General features: G+C 68.5%; 19 protein-coding genes and 1 pseudogene. 8 read left to right on the top strand and 12 right to left on the bottom strand.

The annotated features are described in order from the left end of the window. Positions 1 to 156: 156 nt before the first annotated feature. Positions 157 to 390, bottom strand: coding sequence for a hypothetical protein (locus AB0F51_RS39720; protein WP_360289069.1), 234 nt, complete (start codon positions 388 to 390; stop codon positions 157 to 159). Positions 391 to 411: 21 nt separating this feature from the next. After that, entirely contained in the window at positions 412 to 1647 is a 1236-nt protein-coding gene (locus AB0F51_RS39715) for an MFS transporter (protein ID WP_360289067.1), read from the bottom strand. 82 nt (positions 1648 to 1729) lie between these two features. On the opposite strand from AB0F51_RS39715, the gene AB0F51_RS39710 reads away from it, so the two are divergent. Genes AB0F51_RS39710 through AB0F51_RS39700 form a run of 3 tightly spaced genes read left to right on the top strand, consistent with a single transcriptional unit; the run spans position 1730 to position 3489 of the window. Next, positions 1730 to 2614: a LysR family transcriptional regulator gene (locus AB0F51_RS39710; protein WP_360289065.1), complete on the top strand. Its 885-nt coding sequence runs from the start codon at positions 1730 to 1732 to the stop codon at positions 2612 to 2614. Between the two features lie 9 nt (positions 2615 to 2623). Then, the gene (locus tag AB0F51_RS39705; protein ID WP_360289063.1) at positions 2624 to 3049 is read left to right on the top strand and encodes a protein-tyrosine phosphatase family protein; all 426 of its coding nucleotides are present in this window, start codon (positions 2624 to 2626) and stop codon (positions 3047 to 3049) included. Positions 3050 to 3072: 23 nt separating this feature from the next. After that, entirely contained in the window at positions 3073 to 3489 is a 417-nt protein-coding gene (locus AB0F51_RS39700; protein ID WP_360289061.1) for a RidA family protein, read from the top strand. Here AB0F51_RS39700 and AB0F51_RS39695 read toward each other — a convergent pair. Next, a complete protein-coding gene (locus AB0F51_RS39695; protein WP_360289059.1) occupies positions 3473 to 4789 on the bottom strand; it encodes an FAD-binding protein in 1317 nt (438 codons plus the stop codon). The two genes, AB0F51_RS39700 and AB0F51_RS39695, sit on opposite strands and share 17 nt — an antisense overlap. Positions 4790 to 4851: 62 nt before the next feature. On the opposite strand from AB0F51_RS39695, the gene AB0F51_RS39690 reads away from it, so the two are divergent. Continuing rightward, positions 4852 to 5826 carry a WYL domain-containing protein gene (locus tag AB0F51_RS39690; protein ID WP_360289057.1) on the top strand — a complete coding sequence of 325 codons (975 nt, stop codon included), beginning with the start codon at positions 4852 to 4854 and terminating at the stop codon, positions 5824 to 5826. 35 nt (positions 5827 to 5861) lie between these two features. Here AB0F51_RS39690 and AB0F51_RS39685 read toward each other — a convergent pair whose 3' ends face one another. Both AB0F51_RS39685 and AB0F51_RS39680 read right to left on the bottom strand, forming a co-directional pair. Next, entirely contained in the window at positions 5862 to 6269 is a 408-nt protein-coding gene (locus tag AB0F51_RS39685; protein WP_360289055.1) for a hypothetical protein, read from the bottom strand. A 28-nt stretch (positions 6270 to 6297) separates the two neighbouring features. After that, the gene (locus AB0F51_RS39680; RefSeq protein ID WP_360289053.1) at positions 6298 to 6879 is read right to left on the bottom strand and encodes a hypothetical protein; all 582 of its coding nucleotides are present in this window, start codon (positions 6877 to 6879) and stop codon (positions 6298 to 6300) included. A gap of 85 nt (positions 6880 to 6964) precedes the next feature. Here AB0F51_RS39680 and AB0F51_RS39675 point away from each other — a divergent pair, with 85 nt between their 5' ends. Further along, positions 6965 to 7609, top strand: coding sequence for a MerR family transcriptional regulator (locus AB0F51_RS39675; RefSeq protein WP_360289051.1), 645 nt, complete (start codon positions 6965 to 6967; stop codon positions 7607 to 7609). 87 nt (positions 7610 to 7696) lie between these two features. Here AB0F51_RS39675 and AB0F51_RS39670 read toward each other — a convergent pair whose 3' ends face one another. Next, positions 7697 to 10363 (bottom strand): replicative DNA helicase, encoded by a 2667-nt coding sequence (locus AB0F51_RS39670; protein WP_360289049.1) that lies wholly within the window; start codon positions 10361 to 10363, stop codon positions 7697 to 7699. 411 nt (positions 10364 to 10774) lie between these two features. Between AB0F51_RS39670 and AB0F51_RS39665 the strand changes: the two genes are divergently transcribed. Beyond that, positions 10775 to 12091, top strand: coding sequence for an MATE family efflux transporter (locus tag AB0F51_RS39665; protein ID WP_360289047.1), 1317 nt, complete (start codon positions 10775 to 10777; stop codon positions 12089 to 12091). Positions 12092 to 12178: 87 nt separating this feature from the next. Continuing rightward, entirely contained in the window at positions 12179 to 12895 is a 717-nt protein-coding gene (locus AB0F51_RS39660) for a hypothetical protein (protein ID WP_360289045.1), read from the top strand. A 16-nt stretch (positions 12896 to 12911) separates the two neighbouring features. Here AB0F51_RS39660 and AB0F51_RS39655 read toward each other — a convergent pair whose 3' ends face one another. After that, positions 12912 to 13271 carry a YrdB family protein gene (locus AB0F51_RS39655; protein ID WP_360289043.1) on the bottom strand — a complete coding sequence of 120 codons (360 nt, stop codon included), beginning with the start codon at positions 13269 to 13271 and terminating at the stop codon, positions 12912 to 12914. Positions 13272 to 13401: 130 nt separating this feature from the next. Here AB0F51_RS39655 and AB0F51_RS39650 point away from each other — a divergent pair, with 130 nt between their 5' ends. Next, entirely contained in the window at positions 13402 to 14097 is a 696-nt protein-coding gene (locus AB0F51_RS39650; protein ID WP_360289041.1) for a TetR/AcrR family transcriptional regulator, read from the top strand. A 6-nt stretch (positions 14098 to 14103) separates the two neighbouring features. Here the strand turns inward: AB0F51_RS39650 and AB0F51_RS39645 are convergent, their stop codons facing one another. From AB0F51_RS39645 to AB0F51_RS39625, 5 genes and pseudogenes are all read right to left on the bottom strand, one after another. Further along, positions 14104 to 14478: a DUF4913 domain-containing protein gene (locus AB0F51_RS39645; RefSeq protein ID WP_360289039.1), complete on the bottom strand. Its 375-nt coding sequence runs from the start codon at positions 14476 to 14478 to the stop codon at positions 14104 to 14106. Continuing rightward, the gene (locus tag AB0F51_RS39640) at positions 14468 to 16315 is read right to left on the bottom strand and encodes a TraM recognition domain-containing protein (RefSeq protein ID WP_360289037.1); all 1848 of its coding nucleotides are present in this window, start codon (positions 16313 to 16315) and stop codon (positions 14468 to 14470) included. Before AB0F51_RS39640 ends, AB0F51_RS39645 begins: the two co-directional genes overlap by 11 nt. Positions 16316 to 16478: 163 nt before the next feature. Next, positions 16479 to 18095, bottom strand: coding sequence for an ATP/GTP-binding protein (locus tag AB0F51_RS39635; RefSeq protein ID WP_360289035.1), 1617 nt, complete (start codon positions 18093 to 18095; stop codon positions 16479 to 16481). After that, on the bottom strand, positions 18092 to 19612 hold the full coding sequence (locus AB0F51_RS39630; RefSeq protein ID WP_360289033.1) for an SCO6880 family protein: 1521 nt from the start codon (positions 19610 to 19612) through the stop codon (positions 18092 to 18094). Before AB0F51_RS39630 ends, AB0F51_RS39635 begins: the two co-directional genes overlap by 4 nt. Beyond that, positions 19587 to 19848 (bottom strand): annotated as a pseudogene (locus tag AB0F51_RS39625) (hypothetical protein); the annotation flags it as partial. The pseudogene AB0F51_RS39625 and the gene AB0F51_RS39630, both read right to left, overlap by 26 nt.

Here is a 19848-nt window from a genome sequence, read left to right as displayed (position 1 = left end):
GCCGGCTCGCGGGCACGAAGAGCTCGGGCTTGCGCTCGATCAACCGGCGGACCTCCACCGGCACGTCCGGCGCGCTCGATGCGCAGCATCGAGCACGCTTCTCCAACGCCGCGAGGTGCGTGCCTGGGCGCCGGAGATGCTGCAGCAACTTCCGACTCAGGACACTAGCTCATCGCGGGTCGTGTTGTCCGTACTGCGTCCGTTGAACGGATCCCAGACCAGCGCGGTGATCCCGCGTCCGGCGAGCTCGTCGGCCCAGTCGCGGAGCTGCTCCCCGATCCCGGTGATCATCGGCAGCAACAACATCCCCGGCCCTGCCTCGGCACCCACCGGCCGGGCGAGATACGCGTCCGACTCTCCGACCTGCACCTGACTCGCCTCGATAGTCACGCCTCGGAGGCTAGCCGACGATCAGGCCCGGCCGGCCTTGAGCATCCGCCGGCCGGCGACGTTGACCAGCACGAAGATGATCGCGGCGAAGATCAGCAGCGCCAGCTGATCCGGTAGCAAGGCGACGCCGAGACCGACCGCGAGTACCGGGAGCGCGAGTCCGGCGTACGCGATGAGGAAGAGGGCGGCCAGCACTTCGCCGCGTGAACCGGCGTCGGCGAGTGAGGCGGCCGTTGCGACCGCACCGCGGAAGACGAGGCCGACACCGGCGCCGGCGATCACGCCGCCGAGGACGAACAACCAGAGGTTGGGCAGCAGTCCCCCAACGGCGATCCCGGCGAGGCCGGTCGACATGAGGATCAAGCCGAGCCGCAGTTGGTGCTGACGGCTGAGCCGCACGAACATGACCTGACTCGTTGCGCCCGCGCTGAAGACCGCGAACGTCACGCCACCGGCCAGCAGCCGCGAGGTGTGTTGCAACGTCCCGGCCAGGAAAGTCGGCGCCAGCGAGGTGAACAACCCGAAGATCGCGAACGCGGCGAATGCACCGACGGCCGAGGCGAAGAACTGCGGCTTCGCGGCACTCGGCAACGCGACCCGCTGCGGCCGGTACGCCGGACGCTCCTCCTGCCGCTCGACCGTCTCGGGCACCAGCGCGATCCCCAGCGCACTCAGCAGCAACAGCACAAGGAATACCTCGTACGGCCGCTCCAACGGCTTCGACCCGTACTCCGCGAGCAACCCACCAACCAGCGGCCCGAACGCGAGCCCCCCAAGATTCACCATCGAGGAGATCAGCGCTGAGTGACTCGGATCCTCCGCGGGCCGGGCAATGCGCCGCAGCTCGGACAGGTGAGCCGTCGCGGTCGCCGTCAGTACGCCGACGCCGACACCCGAAAGGAAGCGCGCAGCCAGCAGCCCGGGCACGTCTTGCCAAAGGAGGAAGATCACCGCAGCGACCGCCTCGGTCAGCACTGCGAGCAGGGCCACCCGGCGACGGCCGAGCCAGTCGCTGACGTGGCCGGCCAGGTACAGGCTGACCATCACGCCCACCGCGTAGGCGGCGAAGATGACCGTGATCAGGAAGGTCGGGAACCCGTCCCGGCGCTGGTAGATGGCGTAGAGCGGCGTCGGCACCGTCGAGAAGGCCATCGTGGTCAGGAACGCGACGGCGATCATCCAGAAGCCGGCGCCGTGCGCGAACCGCACCGGCGTACCGGCCTTGTCGAGCGAGCGAGGGCCGGAAAGAGTTGTCATGCTTTTAGGTTCGCTCGCCGGATCTATCGAGTCCAACGAATCTTCTTGCACTGTCTTATCGTCGGAGTCGATAATTGCCTGCGTGGACAGCAGACAGCTCGAGTACTTCGTCGCGGTCGCGGAGGAGCTCAGCTTCACCCGGGCGGCGCAGCGGCTGTTCACCGTCCAGTCGACCGTCTCGGCCGCGATCCGCGCGCTGGAGACCGACCTGAAGACGACGCTCTTCGATCGCTCCACCCGGCGGGTGACGCTGTCCGATGCGGGCGAGGCACTGTTGCCCGAGGCAAAGGCCGCTCTGGAGGCATTGGATCGAGCCCGGGCTGTTGTCGAGGAGGCTTCGACTGGGCTGCGGGGCAGCGTGCGGATCGGCACGATGACGCGAGTCGGCCTGGTCGACCTGGCCTCGTTGCTCGGCGCCTTCTACGAGCGGTATCCGCTGGTGGAGGTCCAGGTGACGACCTCGCCGACCGGTTCGAGCGGCCTTGCCGATGACGTCCGGCACGGCCGGCTCGATGTCGCGCTGGTCGGGCTGAGTCGCACGGACATGGCCGGGCTGGAGCCACGGGAGTTGGCGACGGTGCCGTTCGTAGTACTGGTGCCGTCGTCGCATCGGTTGGCTCGGGCGGGTGAGGTTCGGTTGGCGGAGTTGGCTGGTGAGCGGTTCGTCGACATGCTGCGCGGGTTCGGGAACCGGACGAGTGTGGATCGGGCCTTCGATCTCGAGGGGCTGCCTCGACGGGTGCAGGTCGAAGTACCGGATCTGACGACTGTGCCGGAGTACGTACGAGCGGGGTTGGGGGTGGCCGTCGTACCGGAGCTTGATGACGAGGAGACGCCGGGGGTGACGCGGTTGCGGCTGGTCGACTCCGAGCTGACCTGGACGCTTTCCGCGATCACGCTGAGCGGGAAGCGGCCGAGCCGGGCTGTGACTGCACTCCTCGACTTGATGACCGCATCGCTTGGCTAGTTTGGGTTCGTGGAGACATGGGAGCCGGGTGCGGCCGGGGTGTTGAGGTTGCCATCGGGGCGGCTGGTGCGAGGGCGTGGGTTGCGCGACGGGCTGCCGGGCGGCGCCTTGCCGGAGTACGGGGTGTATTTGCTGGGCAAGGAACCGCCGAGGGTCGAGTGGGATTCTCGCTGGGTGCGGTGGCCGGACTTCCGGCTGCCGGCGGACGATCGCGAGGCGCGGGATGCGTTGAGCGAGGTGCTGAGTCGGGCGGCCTCGGAGCGGGTGGAGCTCGCCTGCGGAGGCGGCCGGGGACGCACCGGTACTGCGCTGGCGTGCCTGGCCGTGCTCGACGGGATCGCACCGGGCGACGCGGTTGCTTATGTGCGGGAGAACTACCACCCGAAGGCGGTCGAGACGCCGTGGCAGAAGCGCTACGTCCGGCGCTTCAGCTGAAACTCCTTTGACGGAGCGGTGAGGTGTCGCGTTTGCTCGGCGGGGTGACCATCGAGCGCATCAATCCCCCGCAACTGCATCCGACTCCGGGCTACCACCACGTGACGAAGGTCCGCGCCGACGAACTCGTCATGCTGGCCGGGCAGTGCCCGCTGCAGCCCTCCGGCGAACTCGCCGAGGGCGGCCTCCCCGGCCAGACCGACCAGGTCATCCAGAACATCCTGACCGCCCTCGAAGCAGCTGGCGCCACCCCGGCGGACGTCGTACGAACCGTCATCTACGTGGTCAGCTCAATTCGCGACGAACTCGGCGCCGTCTGGGACCAACTCAACGCCTCCCCACTGGCCCCCGCCTTCAGCACCGCCAGCACCCTCCTCGGCGTAGCCCAACTCGGCTTCCCCGGCCAACTCGTCGAGATCGACGTCACTGCCGCCCGGTAATCGGGTGGTTGGGTTGGAGGAGGTTGGTGGGGTCGTAGTGGGTGCGGAGGCGGGCTAGGCGGTTGTAGTCGTCGTAGGTTTCGCGGAGTTCGGCCTGGGTCAGCGGGCCGAAGGAGAAGTTGAGCGAGCGGCCGACGGCGTACTGCGTCCAGGGTTCGAGGATTGCGCGGTGCAGGTCGCTTGTGTCGTTGCCGCCGGTTGTCAGGACAGACAGCAGGTACTGCGCGTCGCGGTTGCCGACGGCGTTGTCGATGGCCGGCTTGTTGGAGAGGGCGCCGCCTAGGTGCCTGATGCCGACTATGCACATCGCCTTGGCGGTTGGTCCTGCCAGGTTGGGGATGGTGGTCAGCGCTTGCTTGTCGAGTTCACTCAGGAGGAGGTTGCGCGAGCGGTACGCGGCCGGGTGGGCGGGCTCGTCGAAGATCTCGCCGGTCTCGGTGAACGGCCGTTGCTTGACCGTGTCGATCAGTGGCTCGCCCAGGCTGTCCCGGAGCGCGGTGACGAGGGCTGGACCGTCGGCATCGGGGGTGATGCTGACCTGGAGTTGAGCGATGTACTTGCCGCGAAGTCGTGCGGGGACCGGCTCGATGTCGGGGAACGGGATCAGGCCGACTGCCGAGGTCACTGCGTCGGGAACCGTCTGGGCCCAGTCGTGCCACGCCTGCAGCGCGTCGGGGGTTGCCGCGAGGTCGTAGTACAGGCTGCCTCCGTAGAGGGTCGGCACGGGGAAGAGATCGATCTCCATCGCGGTGACGACGCCGAAGTTGCCGCCGCCACCGCGGAGTGCCCAGAAGAGATCGGGATCGTCCTCCGCGTTGCGCAGCTCGCCGTCGGGCGTGACGACCTCGATCCGGCGGACGTGGTCGGCGGCGAATCCGTAGCGTCGCGCCATCAGGCTCAGCCCGCCGCCGAGGATGTAGGGGACGGCGGTGACGCCGGGGAGGCTGCCCGACAAGGGCGCGAGACCGTGAGGTGCGGCTGCGTCGATGACCTGCTGCCAGGTCGCGCCGGCCTCGATCCACGCCGTCTTGCGTTCGGGGTCGATCGTCACCCGGTCGAGGCGGCTGGTCGTGATGAGGACACCGCCGTCGAGCGGCCAGACATGACCATGGCCGGTCGCTTTGACGGCGAGTGGGAGGCGGTGTTCGCGGGCATAGCGGACAGCTCGCTGGACGTCATCGCGAGTGGTGGCGCCGACGATGTGGGTCGGACGGTGCGGGTCGAGCCGCTGGTAACCGCGCCGCTCCTCGTCGTACCCGGGGGTGTCTTCGGTCCAGTGCATTCCGGTGAGGTCGTTCATGGGTTCGACGCTACGGACGCTTCCGGACACATCTTGTCCGCAAGGTATGCGAATCTGTCTTTGTGAGCGCACGAAAGGACTTGCCGGGACGGTTGCTCCGGCTCCTGGCGTTGCTGCAGAGCCGCCGGGAGTGGTCCGGCAGCGAACTCGCCGAGCGCCTGGGCGTCACCGACCGGACCGTACGCCGCGACGTCGAACGCCTCCGCTCCCTCGACTACCCAGTCACCGGAACAACCGGTACTGCGGGTGGCTACCGACTCGCGTCGGGCAAGAACGTGCCGCCGCTGGTGCTCGACGATGACGAGGCGGTCGCGGTGGCGATCGGACTCGCTGGAGCGGCGGCCGGTGGTGTCGCGGGACTGGAGGACAGCTCGATGAGCGCCTTGGCCAAGTTGGAGCGAGTCCTGCCGGCTCGGTTGAGGCCGGCGGTTGCTGCCGTTGGTGCTGCGGAGGTGGTCGGGCGGCTGGACGCTCCGCAGGTGGACGCGGGGTTGCTCGCAGTACTGGCCGCGTGTTGCCGCGATCTGGAGATTGTTGCCTTCGGCTATAAAAGTCGGCGCGGTGCGGTGACCCGGCGACGGGTGGAGCCGACGCGGCTGGTCTCCGTTGCTGGGCAGTGGTATTTGCTTGCCTTCGACCCCGAACGCGACGACTGGCGGACCTTCCGGGTGGACCGGATCTCCGAGGTCGCGCCGACCCGGCACCACTTCACGGCCCGCGAGTTGCCGGCGGCGGACGCGGCGTCGTACCTGGTCGAGTCCTTCGCCGGCGCCGAGTATCGGCATACCGTCCGGATGGTCGTGCAACTGCCGGCCGACGTCGTACGCCGGAGCTTCTTCCGGGTGCTGCCGGGGTCGCTGACGCCACTGGGGGAGGAAGCCTGCGAGTTCCGGCTGAGCGCCGACTCCCCCGCCCTGCTGGTTCAGTTCGTTGCGGCGATAGTTGCCCTCGGCGCCGACTACACCCTGGAGGCGTCGCCGGCGGCCGCGGAGGTACTGCAATCGGTGGGCAAGCGGTTGATGGTGGTTGAGGCTTAGCTATTTGCGGCAGTTGGGGCTTAGGCAGTTGGGGCTCAGGCGGTGATGAGGCCGAGGCCGAGGGTGATGACGCCGGCTGCCAGCGAGAGAGCGCCCAGCCAGAGGACCCAGATGAACTGGTTCGGCTTGGTCAGGTTCTTGCCGGCCGAGGAGGCGAAGAAGCCGCCGGACATCAGGATCGCCGCGACCGGGATGCCGAGCCGGCCGAGCCAGAGGAAGAAGCCGGACAGGCTGGTCGAGTCGACGTACAGCAGGCCGACCAGGCTCAGGATCACCAGCACGCCGGCGTGACCGTGACCGGCGCGCGCGAACGACTTCTGGAAGTCCGTCATCGGCACGTCGCCCCGGACGATCTTGGTCATGAACCAGCCGCCGAACTGGATCGTGACGATGGTGAGCAGGATCGCGCCGGCGATGATCCGGGACGGGTCACTCAGTTCCATGATTTGTGTGCTCCTTCAGAGGTTGTCGTCAGTGGTTGGCGGGAGCCGTGGGTGCCGGCTCGGTGGGTGCTGCTGGTGCTGTCGCGGCCGGCTCGGCTGGGTGGCGACGCAGGGACGCGAGCAGGCGGCGTACCGGGGTGCTGTCGGCGGAGCGGGCTGCCCAGAGGACGACACCGATGTACAGGATCTGCTCGGGGATGCGCTGCCAGAGCGGGGTGGCCGGCTCGCCGTTGGCGAACGACACGTCGGTGACCGCTGCGTAGATGTTGGCCGGGAGCATCGTCACGAACAGCGCGGCGAGCGCGTAACCGGCCGCCCACCTTGTTGCCGTCAGCACCAATCCGAGCGCGCCGAGCAACTCGAGCACACCGGTGAGGTAGACCAGCGCGTCCGCGAACGGCAGGAAGTCCGGCACCATCCGGACCATGTCGGCGTGGTTGGGCATCGCGGTCACGGTGGCCGGTACGAAGTGCGCGCTGGCGGTCATCAGCAGCATGACCGCCATCCCGTGCGCGGCACTCACCGGCCAGCTTGCGAACCGGCGTACGCCGAGCGCGCCGAGCGCCCGGAAGGTCAGCGTGGCCGCGACCAGGACGACGAGGACGATCATGGCTCTCTCCTTGAGATGGATAGTTCAGGTATCCGCTTATGGATACTGATACTATCCATACCAGTCAAGGGGAAGGCAAGGCCTTATGCGGATCGCTGAGTTGAGCCGGATCTCCGGAGTGCCGGTGCCGACGATCAAGTACTACCTGCGGGAGGGCCTGCTGCCCCCGGGCGAGCTGACCAGCCCGAACCAGGCCAGCTACAGCGAGGCCCACCTACGCCGGCTGCGGCTGATCCGCGCGCTGGTCGACCTGGCCCAGGTGCCGGTCGCGCAAGTGAAGGAGGTACTGGAGGGACTGGACTCGGACACGATGTCACTGCACGACAAGATCGGCCGCGCCCACCGCGCGATCACCCCACAGCGCCAGCTCACCTCAACCTCGGACGCCCGCGAGGCCGCCACCACCCAGGCCAACGCCCTGCTCGCGTCCCACGGCTGGTCGGTGGAACCCGACGCCCCCGCCCTCAACACTCTGATCGAAACGATCGCGGCCCTCCGCACCCTGCAGCAGGACCACCTCGTGAGCTTCCTCGACTCCTACGCCACAGCCGTCGAGAAGTTCACCGAACTAGAGGTAGCCGCCGTCACCTCACCCCCCGGCCACACCACCCCCGACCAGATCGCCGAAAGCGTCATCCTCGGCACCATCCTCGGCGAAACCCTCATCTCCAGCCTCCGCCTACTGGCCCAAGAATCCATCTCCGCCAACCGCTGGCGAACCACCCAGTGAAGCCGACCGCGTGATGGCCGACTCAGCCGGCGCCTGTAATCACCGAGCGGCTGGAGGACTCCGTCGTACTGCGGGACGCAGCGGCGGTCAGCCGTCGTGGGCCATGTCGACGAAGCGGGAGTAGTGACCTTGGAAGGCTACGACGATGTCGGCGGTAGGACCGTTGCGGTGCTTCGCGACAATGAAGTCCGCTTCACCAGGCCGAGTGGACTCCCGCTCATAGGCGTCCTCGCGATGCAAGAGAATTACTACGTCGGCGTCCTGTTCGAGGCTGTTGTGCGTCGCGATGCCTTCGGCAACGAAGTTGTGGGTGCCCATCACGGTCGCGTCGTAGACCTCTTGCTCACCGAGGCTCTCGATCGTGGTGATGGTGTCCCAGAAGATGTCGTTGGTGGCGAGAACCTCGAGCTCGGCGCTCTGCAGGACGTCGGCGACCTTGGCCAGACGCTGCCGGCTCGGCGCGTGTTTCCACAGGGACGAACCGCTGAACTGCGTATCCATCGCGGCGGCGAAGGCCCGGTGAGGCATCTGCTGCTCGGCCAGAACATGACGGACCTGCGACCAGACCTGCTGCGGAATGGTGTCCAGATTCGTGTTGCCCCGTACGCCACGCAGCGCGGTGGCGACCTCGAGGACCTTCAGACCCCGCAGACCGTGGACACCGATCTCGTCGCAGAAGCGCAGCTGGTTCTCCACCCCGTAGATGTGGAGGTGGTAGGAGTCCCGATAGCCGGTCTTCTTGGCCGTCTTGATCCTGCTGAAGATGTTGTAGCGCAGCAGCAACCTGGCCAGGTCGTCGACCAGGCGACGGCTGGTCGAGGCGTAGTAGATCCTGCCCTGGCCGTTCTTCTCATCCCAGCGCACCGAGCCGTCCGTGGCCCAGAGGTGACGGATGAAGGCGCCGACCTGCTCCTTCGGGAGACCGAAGACCCCGTCGGGGATGAACTTCTCGTGGCTGCGCAGGCCGAAAAGACCCATCCCGTCGAGCCAGGCCGCGATCGGGTTCCGCTTGCCACGGGCGAGCCGGTACGGCGCGGGCAGGCGCAGGGTCGTCACCCGGGCCGCGGCGTACTCATCGCGGATCGGCGTGATCCCGAACCGTCGGCCGGCCGCCTCGGCGACAGCGGTCAGATTCGCCTCGTCGATACTCGCGTACCGGATCGGCTGCCGCTTCACGAAGGAGCCGTCGCCGAGCAGGTGAGCCAGCAGGGTGACCTCATCGTCGTCCCAGGGCTTCACGTCCAGTGGTGCCGGCACGTGGCGCAGCGAGCCGAGCCGGGCGCCCGGAGCCAGCTCACCGAGTGGCTTCCAGCCCTCGTAGGTGAGGAACGGATGGTTCGCGGTCGCCTTGATCTCCCGGCCGGAGGCGAGCTTCAACCGGAAGACCTCCTTCACCCCGCTGGGGAAGACGTGCGTCATCGTCCGCGGTACCAGCTTGAGGCGGTCATCAAGCGACCAGACCGGGATGTCCCGCGCGTCGTTCGCGAGCAGCTCACCCAGCGAGATCTCCGCGCCGTTGTCGGCACGCATCAAGCGCGTGTCGGCGGTCAGGCAGCCCGACTCGCGGAGGTCGGAGGCCATGGGGCGTTTGTCGGAGCGTTGTTCGGAGCCTCGGTTCAGCTGGCAGATGGCGATGACGGGGAGTTCGAGCTCCTTGGCGAGCAGCTTGATGGAGCGGGAGAACTCGGAGACCTCGAGCTGGCGGGACTCGACCTTCTTGCCGGACGTCATCAGCTGGAGGTAGTCGATCACGATCAGCTTGAGGTCGTGCCGCTGCTTGAGCCGCCGGGCCTTGGCGCGGATCTCCATCATGGTGAGGTTCGGCGAGTCGTCGATGAACAACGGCGCCTCGGACACCTCACCCATCTTGCGCGCCAGCCGGGCCCAGTCCTCGTCGGTCATCTTGCCGTTGCGCATGTGGTGCAACGGCACCTTCGCCTCGGCCGACAACAACCGCATGGTGATCTCGTTACGACTCATCTCCAGCGAGAACACACACGAAGTCAACCCATGCTTAATCGAAGCCGACCGCGCAAAATCCAGCCCCAGGGTGGATTTTCCCATTGCGGGGCGGGCGGCGACGATGATCATTTGGCCGGGGTGGAGGCCGTTGGTGAGTTCGTCGAGGTCGGTGAAGCCGGTGGGGACGCCGACCATGGCGTCGCCGCGGGAGTCGATGGCCTCGATCTCGTCGAGGGCGCCTTCCATGATGTCTTTCAGCGGGGCGTAGTCCTCGGTGGTGCGCTTCTCGGTGACCGAGTAGATCTCCGCCTGGGCCTGGTCGACGACGTCGTCGACCTCGCCCTCGCCGGCGTAGCCGATCTGGACGATCTTGGTGCCGGCCTCGACCAAGCGGCGCAGGATCGCCTTCTCGCGGACGATGTGGGCGTAGTAGCCGGCGTTGGCGGCCAGCGGGACCGACGCGACCAGGGTGTGCACGTACGGCGCGCCGCCGATCCGGGCCATCTCGCCACGCCTGGTCAGCTCGGCGGCGACGGTGATCGCGTCGGCCGGCTCACCCCGGGCGTACAGGTCGGTGATCGCGTCGAAGACGATCTCGTGCGCCGGCCGGTAGAAGTCGGTCCCGCGCAGCGTCTCGATGACGTCGGCGATCGCGTCCTTGCTGAGCATCATCGCGCCGAGCACGCACTGCTCGGCGGCCAGGTCCTGAGGTGGGGTGCGGTCGAAGCCCATCTCCGGGTTGCGCTCTTCGTTCCCGCCGCCCGGCCCCCCGCGGAACTCCGCAACGCTCACTCGTCCGACCTCCTCGTCCCACGCCGACCCACTGACAACCGTACCGAACCAATCGACGCCAATCGAACACCTGATCGAACCGTAACCGGCGCTTCCGACAGTTTTCGCTGGCAGCATCCGCAGGCCTGCTCACCCCGAGACTGCGGGCGGACGGTGTCAGTCCCGCGACGGTACGCCGGTTCGTCCGCAGGCCGGTAGCCGGTCGTCCACACCCCCTGTGGAAGACCTGTGGGAAACCCCGGCAGCAGGTGTGCACAGGTTGGGCATATCCCTGTGGATATCTGGGGATGAACTTCCACAGCCGCCCTCTGACCTGCGGTTTCTCGATCCCCACACTGTGGAGAAGAAAAACTTTTGCCGCCCACAGGTCCGCTGTCTTGTGCACAGGCGTGGCCAGGCACAATGAAGCCCATGCCCCTTACCGGTTGGTCGCAGGATCGGGAGATCCTCCGGCTGGCGGTACCGGCCTTCTTCGCGCTCGTCTCCGAACCGCTGATGCTGCTGGCCGACTCCGCGATCGTCGGCCACCTCGGTACGCCGCAACTCGCGGCCCTCGGCGTCGCGGGCACCATCCTCCAGACACTGGTCGGCATCTGCGTCTTCCTGGCCTACGGCACCACCTCCGCGGTGGCCCGGCGCATCGGGGCCGGCGACCATCGCGGCGCACTCACGCAGGGCATTGACGGACTCTGGCTGGCCCTCCTGTTGGGCGTGGTACTGGCTATCGCCGGGCTGCTGTTCGCCCCCGCCGCGATAGCCGCCTTCGACCCGTCACCCGACGTCGCGGACTACGCAGTGACTTACCTGCGCATCTCCTGCCTAGGCATCCCCTCCATGCTGCTGCTACTGGCAGCCACCGGCGTACTGCGAGGCCTGCAGGACACCAAGACGCCCATGGTCGTGGCCATCTCCGCCAACCTCGTCAACATCGCTCTGAACCTCCTCCTGGTCTACGGACTCGACCTGGACATCGCCGGCTCGGCACTGGGCACAGTGCTAGCCCAGACGGCAGCGGGCGTGGCCCTGGTCTGGGTAGTGGTCCGCGGAGCCCGCCGCGACGGCGCCAAGCTTCACCCCGACCGCCCCGGCATCCTGGCCTCGGCACAAGCCGGGATACCGCTAGTCGTTCGCACACTGACGCTACGAGCAGCCATAGTCCTCGCAACCTTCGTCGCCACTTCCCTCGGTACTACGTCCGTCGCGGCTCACCAGGTCGCCTTCACACTCTGGTCCTTCCTTGCCCTGGCACTCGACGCCATCGCCATCGCAGCCCAGGCATTGACCGGTCGGGCTCTCGGGGCAGGTGACGTCGCGGGCACCCGGGCGATCACGCGGCGCATGATGTGGTGGGGTCTGGTCTCCGGCTTCGTCAGCGGACTCGCGCTGTGGGGACTGCGGGATCTCTACGTCCCGTGGTTCACCTCCGATCCCGAGGTCCGGCACACGCTGGCGGCGATCCTGCTGGTCGCGGCGCTCTGGCAGCCGGTCAACGGAGTCGTGTTCGTGCTGGACGGCGTACTGATCGGGGCCGGGGACGGGCCCTACCTGGCGATCGCGGGGGTGATCGCGTTCGTTCTCTACGTACCGCTTGCACTCAGCGTGTTGTGGTTCGACGGCGGTGTGGTCGCTTTGTGGTGGGCGTTCGGCGGGTTCATGCTGCTCAGGTTGCTGACCCTGCTGACCCGTGAGCGCCGCGACGACTGGCTGGTCACCGGCGCGATCCGCTAGCCGACGCTGCTTCAGCCAACCCACGCGGGATGACTGGTCGGCTGACCTGTTTTTGCGGCATCGTGGGGAGCGAGCGGAAGGAGCCGCATGGCCGACACGGACGACGACGAGCAGACGATCGGGCGCAAGCCCAAGGTGGCAGGGCGAGGCGCGGACGGCGTACCGGCGCTGGCGGCCGCGGACGACGAACGTCTCGCCGAGCGGCGCGAGGCCTGGATCGCGGCCGGCCGCTCCGCCGATGACTTCGCCGCCGAGCGGTCAGCGGACGAGCTCGCCGCCGACGAGGCCGAGGAAGATCAACTGCTGGTCGAGGAGGAACTCGAGCTGGATGCGCTCGAGGAACGCGAACTCCGGGAAACCCGCCGCAAGCTGGCCCTCGATGACGCCGAGCTGGCCGACGCCATGCGCCGTGCCGACGTGGCCGACCGCAACCATCAGCAACTGCGCGCCCGGGCCGCGGACGAACGTCTCCTCGCCCGCAACGACTCGGCCCACGCCGCACACCTGCGCGACGGCGCCGCCGGCCGCGACGACCCGCAAGCCGATGCCGACCTGAGGGCCGCCGACCGTGCCCAGGCGAGGTCGAACTACCGCGACCGGATCGCGAACGACGACGACCGCCGCGCCGACTGGAACTACGCGGAGGGTCGCGCCCAGCGCGCCCGGGCCGAGCAGGCCCCCGCCGCGGAGGCGGCCCGCAAGGCGCCCGCCGAGCCGCCGGTCGCCCGCAAGAACATCAAACCCACCCGCAAGCTGCGGAAGAAGGACCCGAAGGCGCTCCGGGACTTCGGCCTGGGCGACTGACCACCCGTACTGCGAATCAGTGGGCCACGCCGGCTGTCAGGTTGCCGGTGCGGATGACCAACAGGTTGGCGGCGACCACGAGAACGAAGGCCGCGCCCAGGATGGGGTGGTCGAGCGTCCACACCGCCAGCCCGGCCAGGCCGAAGAACACGACCTTGAAGACCGGCGTGACGACCGGACCGCCGTACGTCGAGCCGGCCTGGGCGGCGAAGAGTCCCCACAGCACGGCCGCGAGCACCGGGAGGCCGATGGCGAGCACGAGCCGGAGCACGGTGCTGCTGCTCGCGTTCCAGCCCCACCAGGCGAAGGCCGCCAGGCCGGCCAGCTCCATCGCGAAGGCCAGGCCCAGGTTGCTCCAGCGCCAGATCTCGAACATCGTCCCCAACTCCCCACTTTGCGAGAGCACCGCTCTCTCTTGCTTTCAGTGTGAGGTTTTCGGCAGGCAAAAGCAAGAGCGATGCTCTCTAAAGTTGCTACCGCTCCGCTACAGGCGGGAGACTGGATCGATGACGGAGACTCCGCGGCAGCGCCAGCACCGGCAGACGATGGCCGACATCCTCCAGCTCGCCCACCGGCAGCTCGCCACCGAGGGCAGCGCCGGACTGTCGCTGCGAGCGATCGCGCGCGAACTCGGCCTGGTCTCGTCGGCCATCTACCGGTACGTGCCGAGCCGCGACGAACTCCTGACACTGCTGATCGAGGAGTCCTACACGGCGTACGGCGACGCAGTAGAGGCTGCGGAGGCCCGCTGCCGCCGCGATGACCTGGGCCGCCGCTGGCTGACCACAGGCCGCGCCGTACGCCGCTGGGCCGTTGCCAACCCAGCCGAGTGGGCCCTGCTCTACGGCAGCCCGGTGCCCGGCTACCAGGCGCCGTCAGAGCGTACGACGGCAGCCGGGAGCCGCGTGCCGATCCTCCTGCTCACTCTGCTCGCGGATGCGGGACTAGAGCCATCACCGGATGACCCGCCGATGACGGCAGCGCTACATCGCGAGCTGAACCGGCTCCGGCCTGCGTTCCCCGGTGACCTGAAGCCAGGGGTGTTCGCCCGAGCCCTGCTGGCCTACACCTCGCTGTGCGGGCTGGTGAGCTTCGAGGTGTTCGGCCAGTTCACCAACACGGTCACCCAGTTCCCGGCCCACTTGGACCACCAGTTAGCCCGCCTGGGCGCAGTACTGGGCCTGCCGGAGCCGCTGCGCTAGCTAGAGCTAGATGCCGCGGAGGTTCGGCTGGCGCTGGTCGAAGAACAGGCCCGCAGGCGGTTCCTCGACCGGCAGCGGTGGGATCGGGTAGTCGCTGTGGGCGCCCCGGCAGGCCGCAAACGGCCCGTCCGGGTCGAGCAGCGCCTGCATGTGCGGGTCGGCGTGGTCACGCCACCAGACCGACATCCCGGTCGCCGGGTCGAGCCGCAGGTGCTCCCAGGCGCGCCAGATCGAGTCGAGGCGGCTCAGTGCCTCCGCGTGCCGGAACCACTCCGGGCACCACATGAACTGCTGGCCGATCCGCCGGCAGTACAGGTAGACGAGCCGATCCTCGACGAAGGCCGCGACGTGCGGGTAGAAGAGTTCCTGCTCACCATCCACGACGTTGCTCCTCGTTCTGTTCCCAGACCGGCACCGGCGGACCGGACGGCGCGGCCGGAGCAGGCGGCACGTAGCCCGTGCCGGCCGCCACCCACGCGTTTGCTCCAGCCTGCGCGGGCCCGGACGCTCCCGGGTCGTGGTGGGCCAGCGAGGCCTTCACCGCGCCCGCGTCGGGGCGGGCCATCCACGGCACGGTCTTGACCATCGTCGCCGGGATACCGGAGGGGAAGACGACCGCACGGCCGGGCGGCATCGAGGCGAGGTCGGAGACCTCCATGATGTGGTGCCGCTGGGTCTGCTTGCTCGTCCCGCGCTCACCCTTGTTGTAGGAGACCGAGCTGGACAGGATGTCGTAGTCGCCGATCAGCTTGCTGAGCCGCTCCAGGAAGTTGGCGTCGGACGCGCCACCGCCGTACACCCGGATGTTCGCGGCGGACCAGAGCTTCTCCATCCCGCGCTCGCCCCAGCACTCCATCCCCTGCGCCCACGACTGCAGGATCGTCATCAGCACGATGCCGCGGGAGCCGAAGTGGCTGTAGAGGTCCGGCAGGTTCTTCCAGCGGCAGACGTTCGCCGCCTCGTCCAGTACGCCGACCAGCGGGTTGGGCAGCCGACCCATCGGGCAGGTCTTGGCGTAGTCCTCGGCGGCCTCGACCACGGCCACCGTCAACGCGGTGACCAGCGGGCCCGCAGTACCGGCGCCTTCCTTGGACAGGCTGTACAGCGTGCCGCCCTCGCGGACGAACTGGTGCGGGTTGAACTGCGGCCGGTTGTCGTTCGGCCCGTTCGGGATGACCCAGCGGGTGACCTTGCGGTTGATCAGGAACTGGGCGCTCTGCTGCGCGGTGCCGTAGACACCGGCGCGCTGCTTGTCGGGTGCGTTGATGACACCGGCCAGGGCGTCCGCGGACAGCTGCAGGCCGGGAGTGTTCCGCAGGATGCGCTCCGGCTCGTCGTTGCGCTGGTCCGCGAGCCAGCTGTAGACCTGGGTGATCGGACGCTTGGCGACGGCGGCCGCGAGCAGCAGCCCGGCCAGCAGGTCGGTACCGGCGGAGTCGAAGAAGGCGTCCGTCTGGGCGCCCTCCTTGCGCTGCGAGGCGACGAAGTGCTCCGCGAGCTCCCGCGCCTTCACCTCGTCGGTGATGTAGCTGAGCGGGTTCCACCACCAGTCCGGCGACTCACTGCAGACCTCCTGCGGGTCGAAGACCCAGACAGGTCCCTTCTTCGCCCGGGGGTCCCGAGTGGCGTCCACGATGTCGCGCTTGTTCGACGTCGCGACGACAGCGCCCGGCGCGTCCAGGATGGCCGGTACTGCGCGGGAGGTGGTCTTACCGGTACGGGGACCCCAGATGTCGACGTGCATGTCTTCCCAGGACCCGAAGACCTCCAGGTTGTCCCGGACGGTGCGGCCGATCATCACGCCCGGACCCGCGTGGCCCGCGCCCAGCCGGTTGGCGATCTCCTGAGCGCCCTCACGGGTGAGCTTGTAGATCTCCTTGCGCTTCGACATCAGCTGCGCCGAGCGGTCCACCCGGGAGCCGGCGTTCTTCATCCGGCCCACCAGGTAGAAGCCGACGGCAACCAGTACGCCGAGCAGCACGATCTCGAGGATCAGCACACCGGTGGCCACGCCGGACCAGCGGACCCGGCCGTTGATGATGTCGACCAGGTTGCTCATCGGGTTGCTGACGGGCCGGGTGTTGTTGATCGCGGCCGCGACCTTGGTGGCGACCCAGGTGCCGCCGACGATCAGGGCGAACAGACCGACCCCGATGAACACCAGGACCGACTCCGCGGACAGCCCTCCGGGTCCGGTGGACTTCTTGCCTTGGGCCATTAGTGACCTCCATCCGGAGTCCGTGCGTTGGCTCCGGTGTTCAGGTGGGTGGATCGCAAGGCGGAGGGAGCGGGCGATGCTTTTTCCATCGTCCGTTCCCGACAACGCCGCGAGGCGCCCGCCTGGGCGCCGGAGACAATGTGCGGAGTTCGGATGGGGGTCACTATTCGTCAACTCCCGTGCGGGCTACCACTCTGGTGGTCGGGTCTGGGGGTGGGAGGGCGCTCATCGTCGGGTCGTCGAAGGTGTACTCCTCGAGGACCTCCTCGGTGCCGTCCGCGGCGATCTCCACCTTCAGCGGCCGGCCGTCCTCGCCGGTCTTCCACAGCTTGTTGGTGTCGTTGATCTCGCGCTCGACCGAGGTCAGCGACACGTGCACCGGGATGCCCGGGCGGCCACCGACCTTGACCAGGAAGTTTCCTCGCCCAGGAGGTGCGGCTTCCTCACCGGTGGCCGGGTCCCACGCGGGCGGGTCCTGCCAGCCGATCAGCATGTTCTGCTCCTCGCCGGACAGCGGTACGACGGCGGTCAGGTTCTCCATCTCGGCCCGCGGCAGTCCACCGCAGATCACCATCCCGGAACGCTCGACGAAACCCTTCGCCTTCATCCGGTCCTCGGAGTGCTCGAGCGCCAGCAGGTCGGACATGGTGTGCGAGATCATCGCCATCCCGACACCACGCTGCCGGTTCAGCCGGGTCAGGGCGTCGACACGGTCGACCAGACCGCGGCCGGCCCGCAGTACGCGCCAGAGCTCGTCGAGGATGACGAAGTAGTGCCGCCGAGGCTCCAGGCCGGCGTCCGCGAGTGCCTGCGAGACAGCCACCGCGCCGAAGCCGTACGACCAGCAGGCCAGCAGTACGGCGGCCTGCAGGCTGGTCTCGGAGTCGTCGATGTTGGAGACGTCGAAGACGACCGGGCGGTCCAGCATCATCGGCTGGTCGGTCTGCTCGGAGAAGATCTCCCCGAGCCGGCCACCACCGACCAGACCGATCAGTGACGCTTCCAGGCCTTCGGTGATCTGCCGGTAGCGGTCCATGCTGCCGCGGTCGAGCGCGACGTCGCGGACCCGGTCCGGCGCCTCCTGGACGACCTGCAGGAGGTCACGTAGTACCGGGGTGCCCTCGTGCCGTTCGTCGAGCACCTTGAGGGCCTCGTCGAGGATGGTCTCCTCGCGGTCGGTCGGCGGTGCGGACCGCATGATCGAGATCAGCGCGGAGACCATCGTGGACCGCCGGCCGTGCGCGTCGGCCTGGATCGCCTGCCGCGCGCTGCCGGTCAGCCGCAGCGCCGCACGCCGGGACTCGCCCGGGTCGAGGACGTTCAGGTGCCCACGGCCACGGCCGAGCTCGATCACCTGCCCACCGAGCGCCACGACCAGGTCCTTGTAGTCCGGCTTCAGGTCGCCGAGCACCAGCGGCATCACGCCGTACCCGGCGAGGCCGAGCGCCATCCGCCGGGTGATCGTCGACTTGCCCAGACCGGGCTTGCCGAGCACGAACATCGACGGGTTGGAGATCAGCTTGGCCCGCATGAACCAGCTGATCGGGTCGCAGCACATGGTCGCGCCGGACAGGATGTTGCGCCCGATCGGTACGCCGACCATCGGGCTGCCGGTACCGGCCGAGAACGGCCACATGCCGCAGACCTGGACCGTCGTACCGCGCCACTCCTGCGGGGCCTGCAAGTACGTCGAGTAGCCGCCCGCCTGGCCGGGCCAGCCGCGCGGCATCGGCCGCCGGCCGCCCCGCGACGGGTCGACCGGCTTCTTCTTCTTGCTCACAGCGACTCCCGCAGACCGGCTGGGACCGACAGGTGGCTCTGGAGAACGATGCCGAGCGGCAAGCCCGCCACGAACCCGGAGTCCTGCGACCCGTACGCCGGGCGCAGCAGGATGCGGGCGGTCGCGCCGAGGTTGTCGATCGCGGCGACCATGTCCGGGATCTGCTCGGGCGTCATCACGGTGCCGGTGACGACCATGCCGAAGTTGACCAGTCCGGCGCCGCGCGCCTCTTCCTGCGCGGTCCGGTCGGCTGCCCGGGCCTCGGCCATCGACCGAGCCGACGGGCGGGACGACGTGGTCGCCCGGAAGGACGCGTTGCGCTTGTCGGCCTCGACCATCCGGGCCGCGGTCGCCGCGTCGAGCGGACGGTAGAGCAGGGTGACGCGCTTGCGGTCGATGTCCGGATGAGGGCCGACCAGCTGGGACAGGACGGACGAGAACACCTCGCCGCGCGGGGCCTGGGTCATCTGCCAGGTGACCGACCAGGCGCTGTCGTGCCGGTACTTGTCCCAGAACGACTGGGCAGCGGCGGGGCCGACGTCGGTCCACTGCAGCTCGGGGGACATGCCCTGGCTGCGGGCCTCGTCGATCAGTCCGGCGGCCGCCGGGTCGTAGGCGATCCGCACGGCCTCACAGAGCTCCTGCGCGGTGACGGGACGGGCAGCACCGGCACCGGTGGAGTTCAGGCTCTGGGTCAGCGCCGGGAGCCGGGACGCGAGCTCGCGACCCATGTCCTCTTCCTTGCGGCGCTTGCCGTTGCGGTCGGTGCCCTTGAAGGTCAGCGCGACCCGGGCCGAGACCAGTGCGGAGCCCTCCGGGTACGTCTGGACGACCTCGGTGAGCATCGCCCGGGCGATCGCCGGCGTACCGTCCTGCATGTTGTTGCTGACCTCGCGGCGCAGCCGGATCCCGGTGTCCGGCGCGCTCTCGACCGTCACCGAGGCGGCGACGATGCCCGGCTCGTGACCGAGCGAAGCGAGCCACTGACCCCAGTGCGCGACCCAGACGTCGATCTGGTCCTCGTCGACCAGGGAAGCGCCGTCCGGCTCGGCGTTGATGACCACAGTGAAGTGCCGGGTGCTCGGGTAGAAGAGCAGCGCGAACGGCCGGCCGTAGGAGTCCTTGAACTCACTCAGCTGGGAGGCCGCCGCGAGACCGGGCAACTGGAACTTGCCCCACGGAGTACGTCCGAGCGGACCGGACCGGTAGATGTTGTGCTTGGCCATCTTTGCTCGCTGCCATCCAATACGGGTCGAGAGCCGTTGCAGGGCGGACTGGTTGTGTTTGTCCTTGGTCATCAACAGCAGCAGGCTGATGCCGACGAGGAACATCACCACCAGCGCCGGGCCGAGGCCCGCCGCGGTCAGGGTGATGATGGTCAGCACCAGGCCGCCCATCATGATGCCGGTGCCCAGCGACCCCAGGCCGGCGATACCGGCCGAGGCCGGCTGGCGCCAGTTTCCGTAGGTGCGCGGGGCGGTCCGGACGTTGTCAGCCGCTGCCACTTGGTCCCTCATCCATCGCGTCGTTGTCGATCGTTTCCGAAACGCCGGCCTGCGCCGCTTCCTTGGTCATTTCGGCGCCCTTCTTGATGGCGGCCGCGGTGGCGACCACCGCGATACCGACCGGGCCGGCCGCGGCACCTGCACCGGCCGCCGCACCGCCGGCCGCGGCTCCACCGCCTGCAGCAGCGCCACCCGCGGCAGCACCACCGCCCGCGGCCGCGCCACCGCCGGCTGCACCACCGGCCGCG

This window comes from Kribbella sp. NPDC023855 (assembly GCF_040639475.1).
In the GTDB taxonomy this organism is placed as follows: domain Bacteria; phylum Actinomycetota; class Actinomycetes; order Propionibacteriales; family Kribbellaceae; genus Kribbella.
This window is presented reverse-complemented; position numbering and strand designations above follow the sequence as displayed.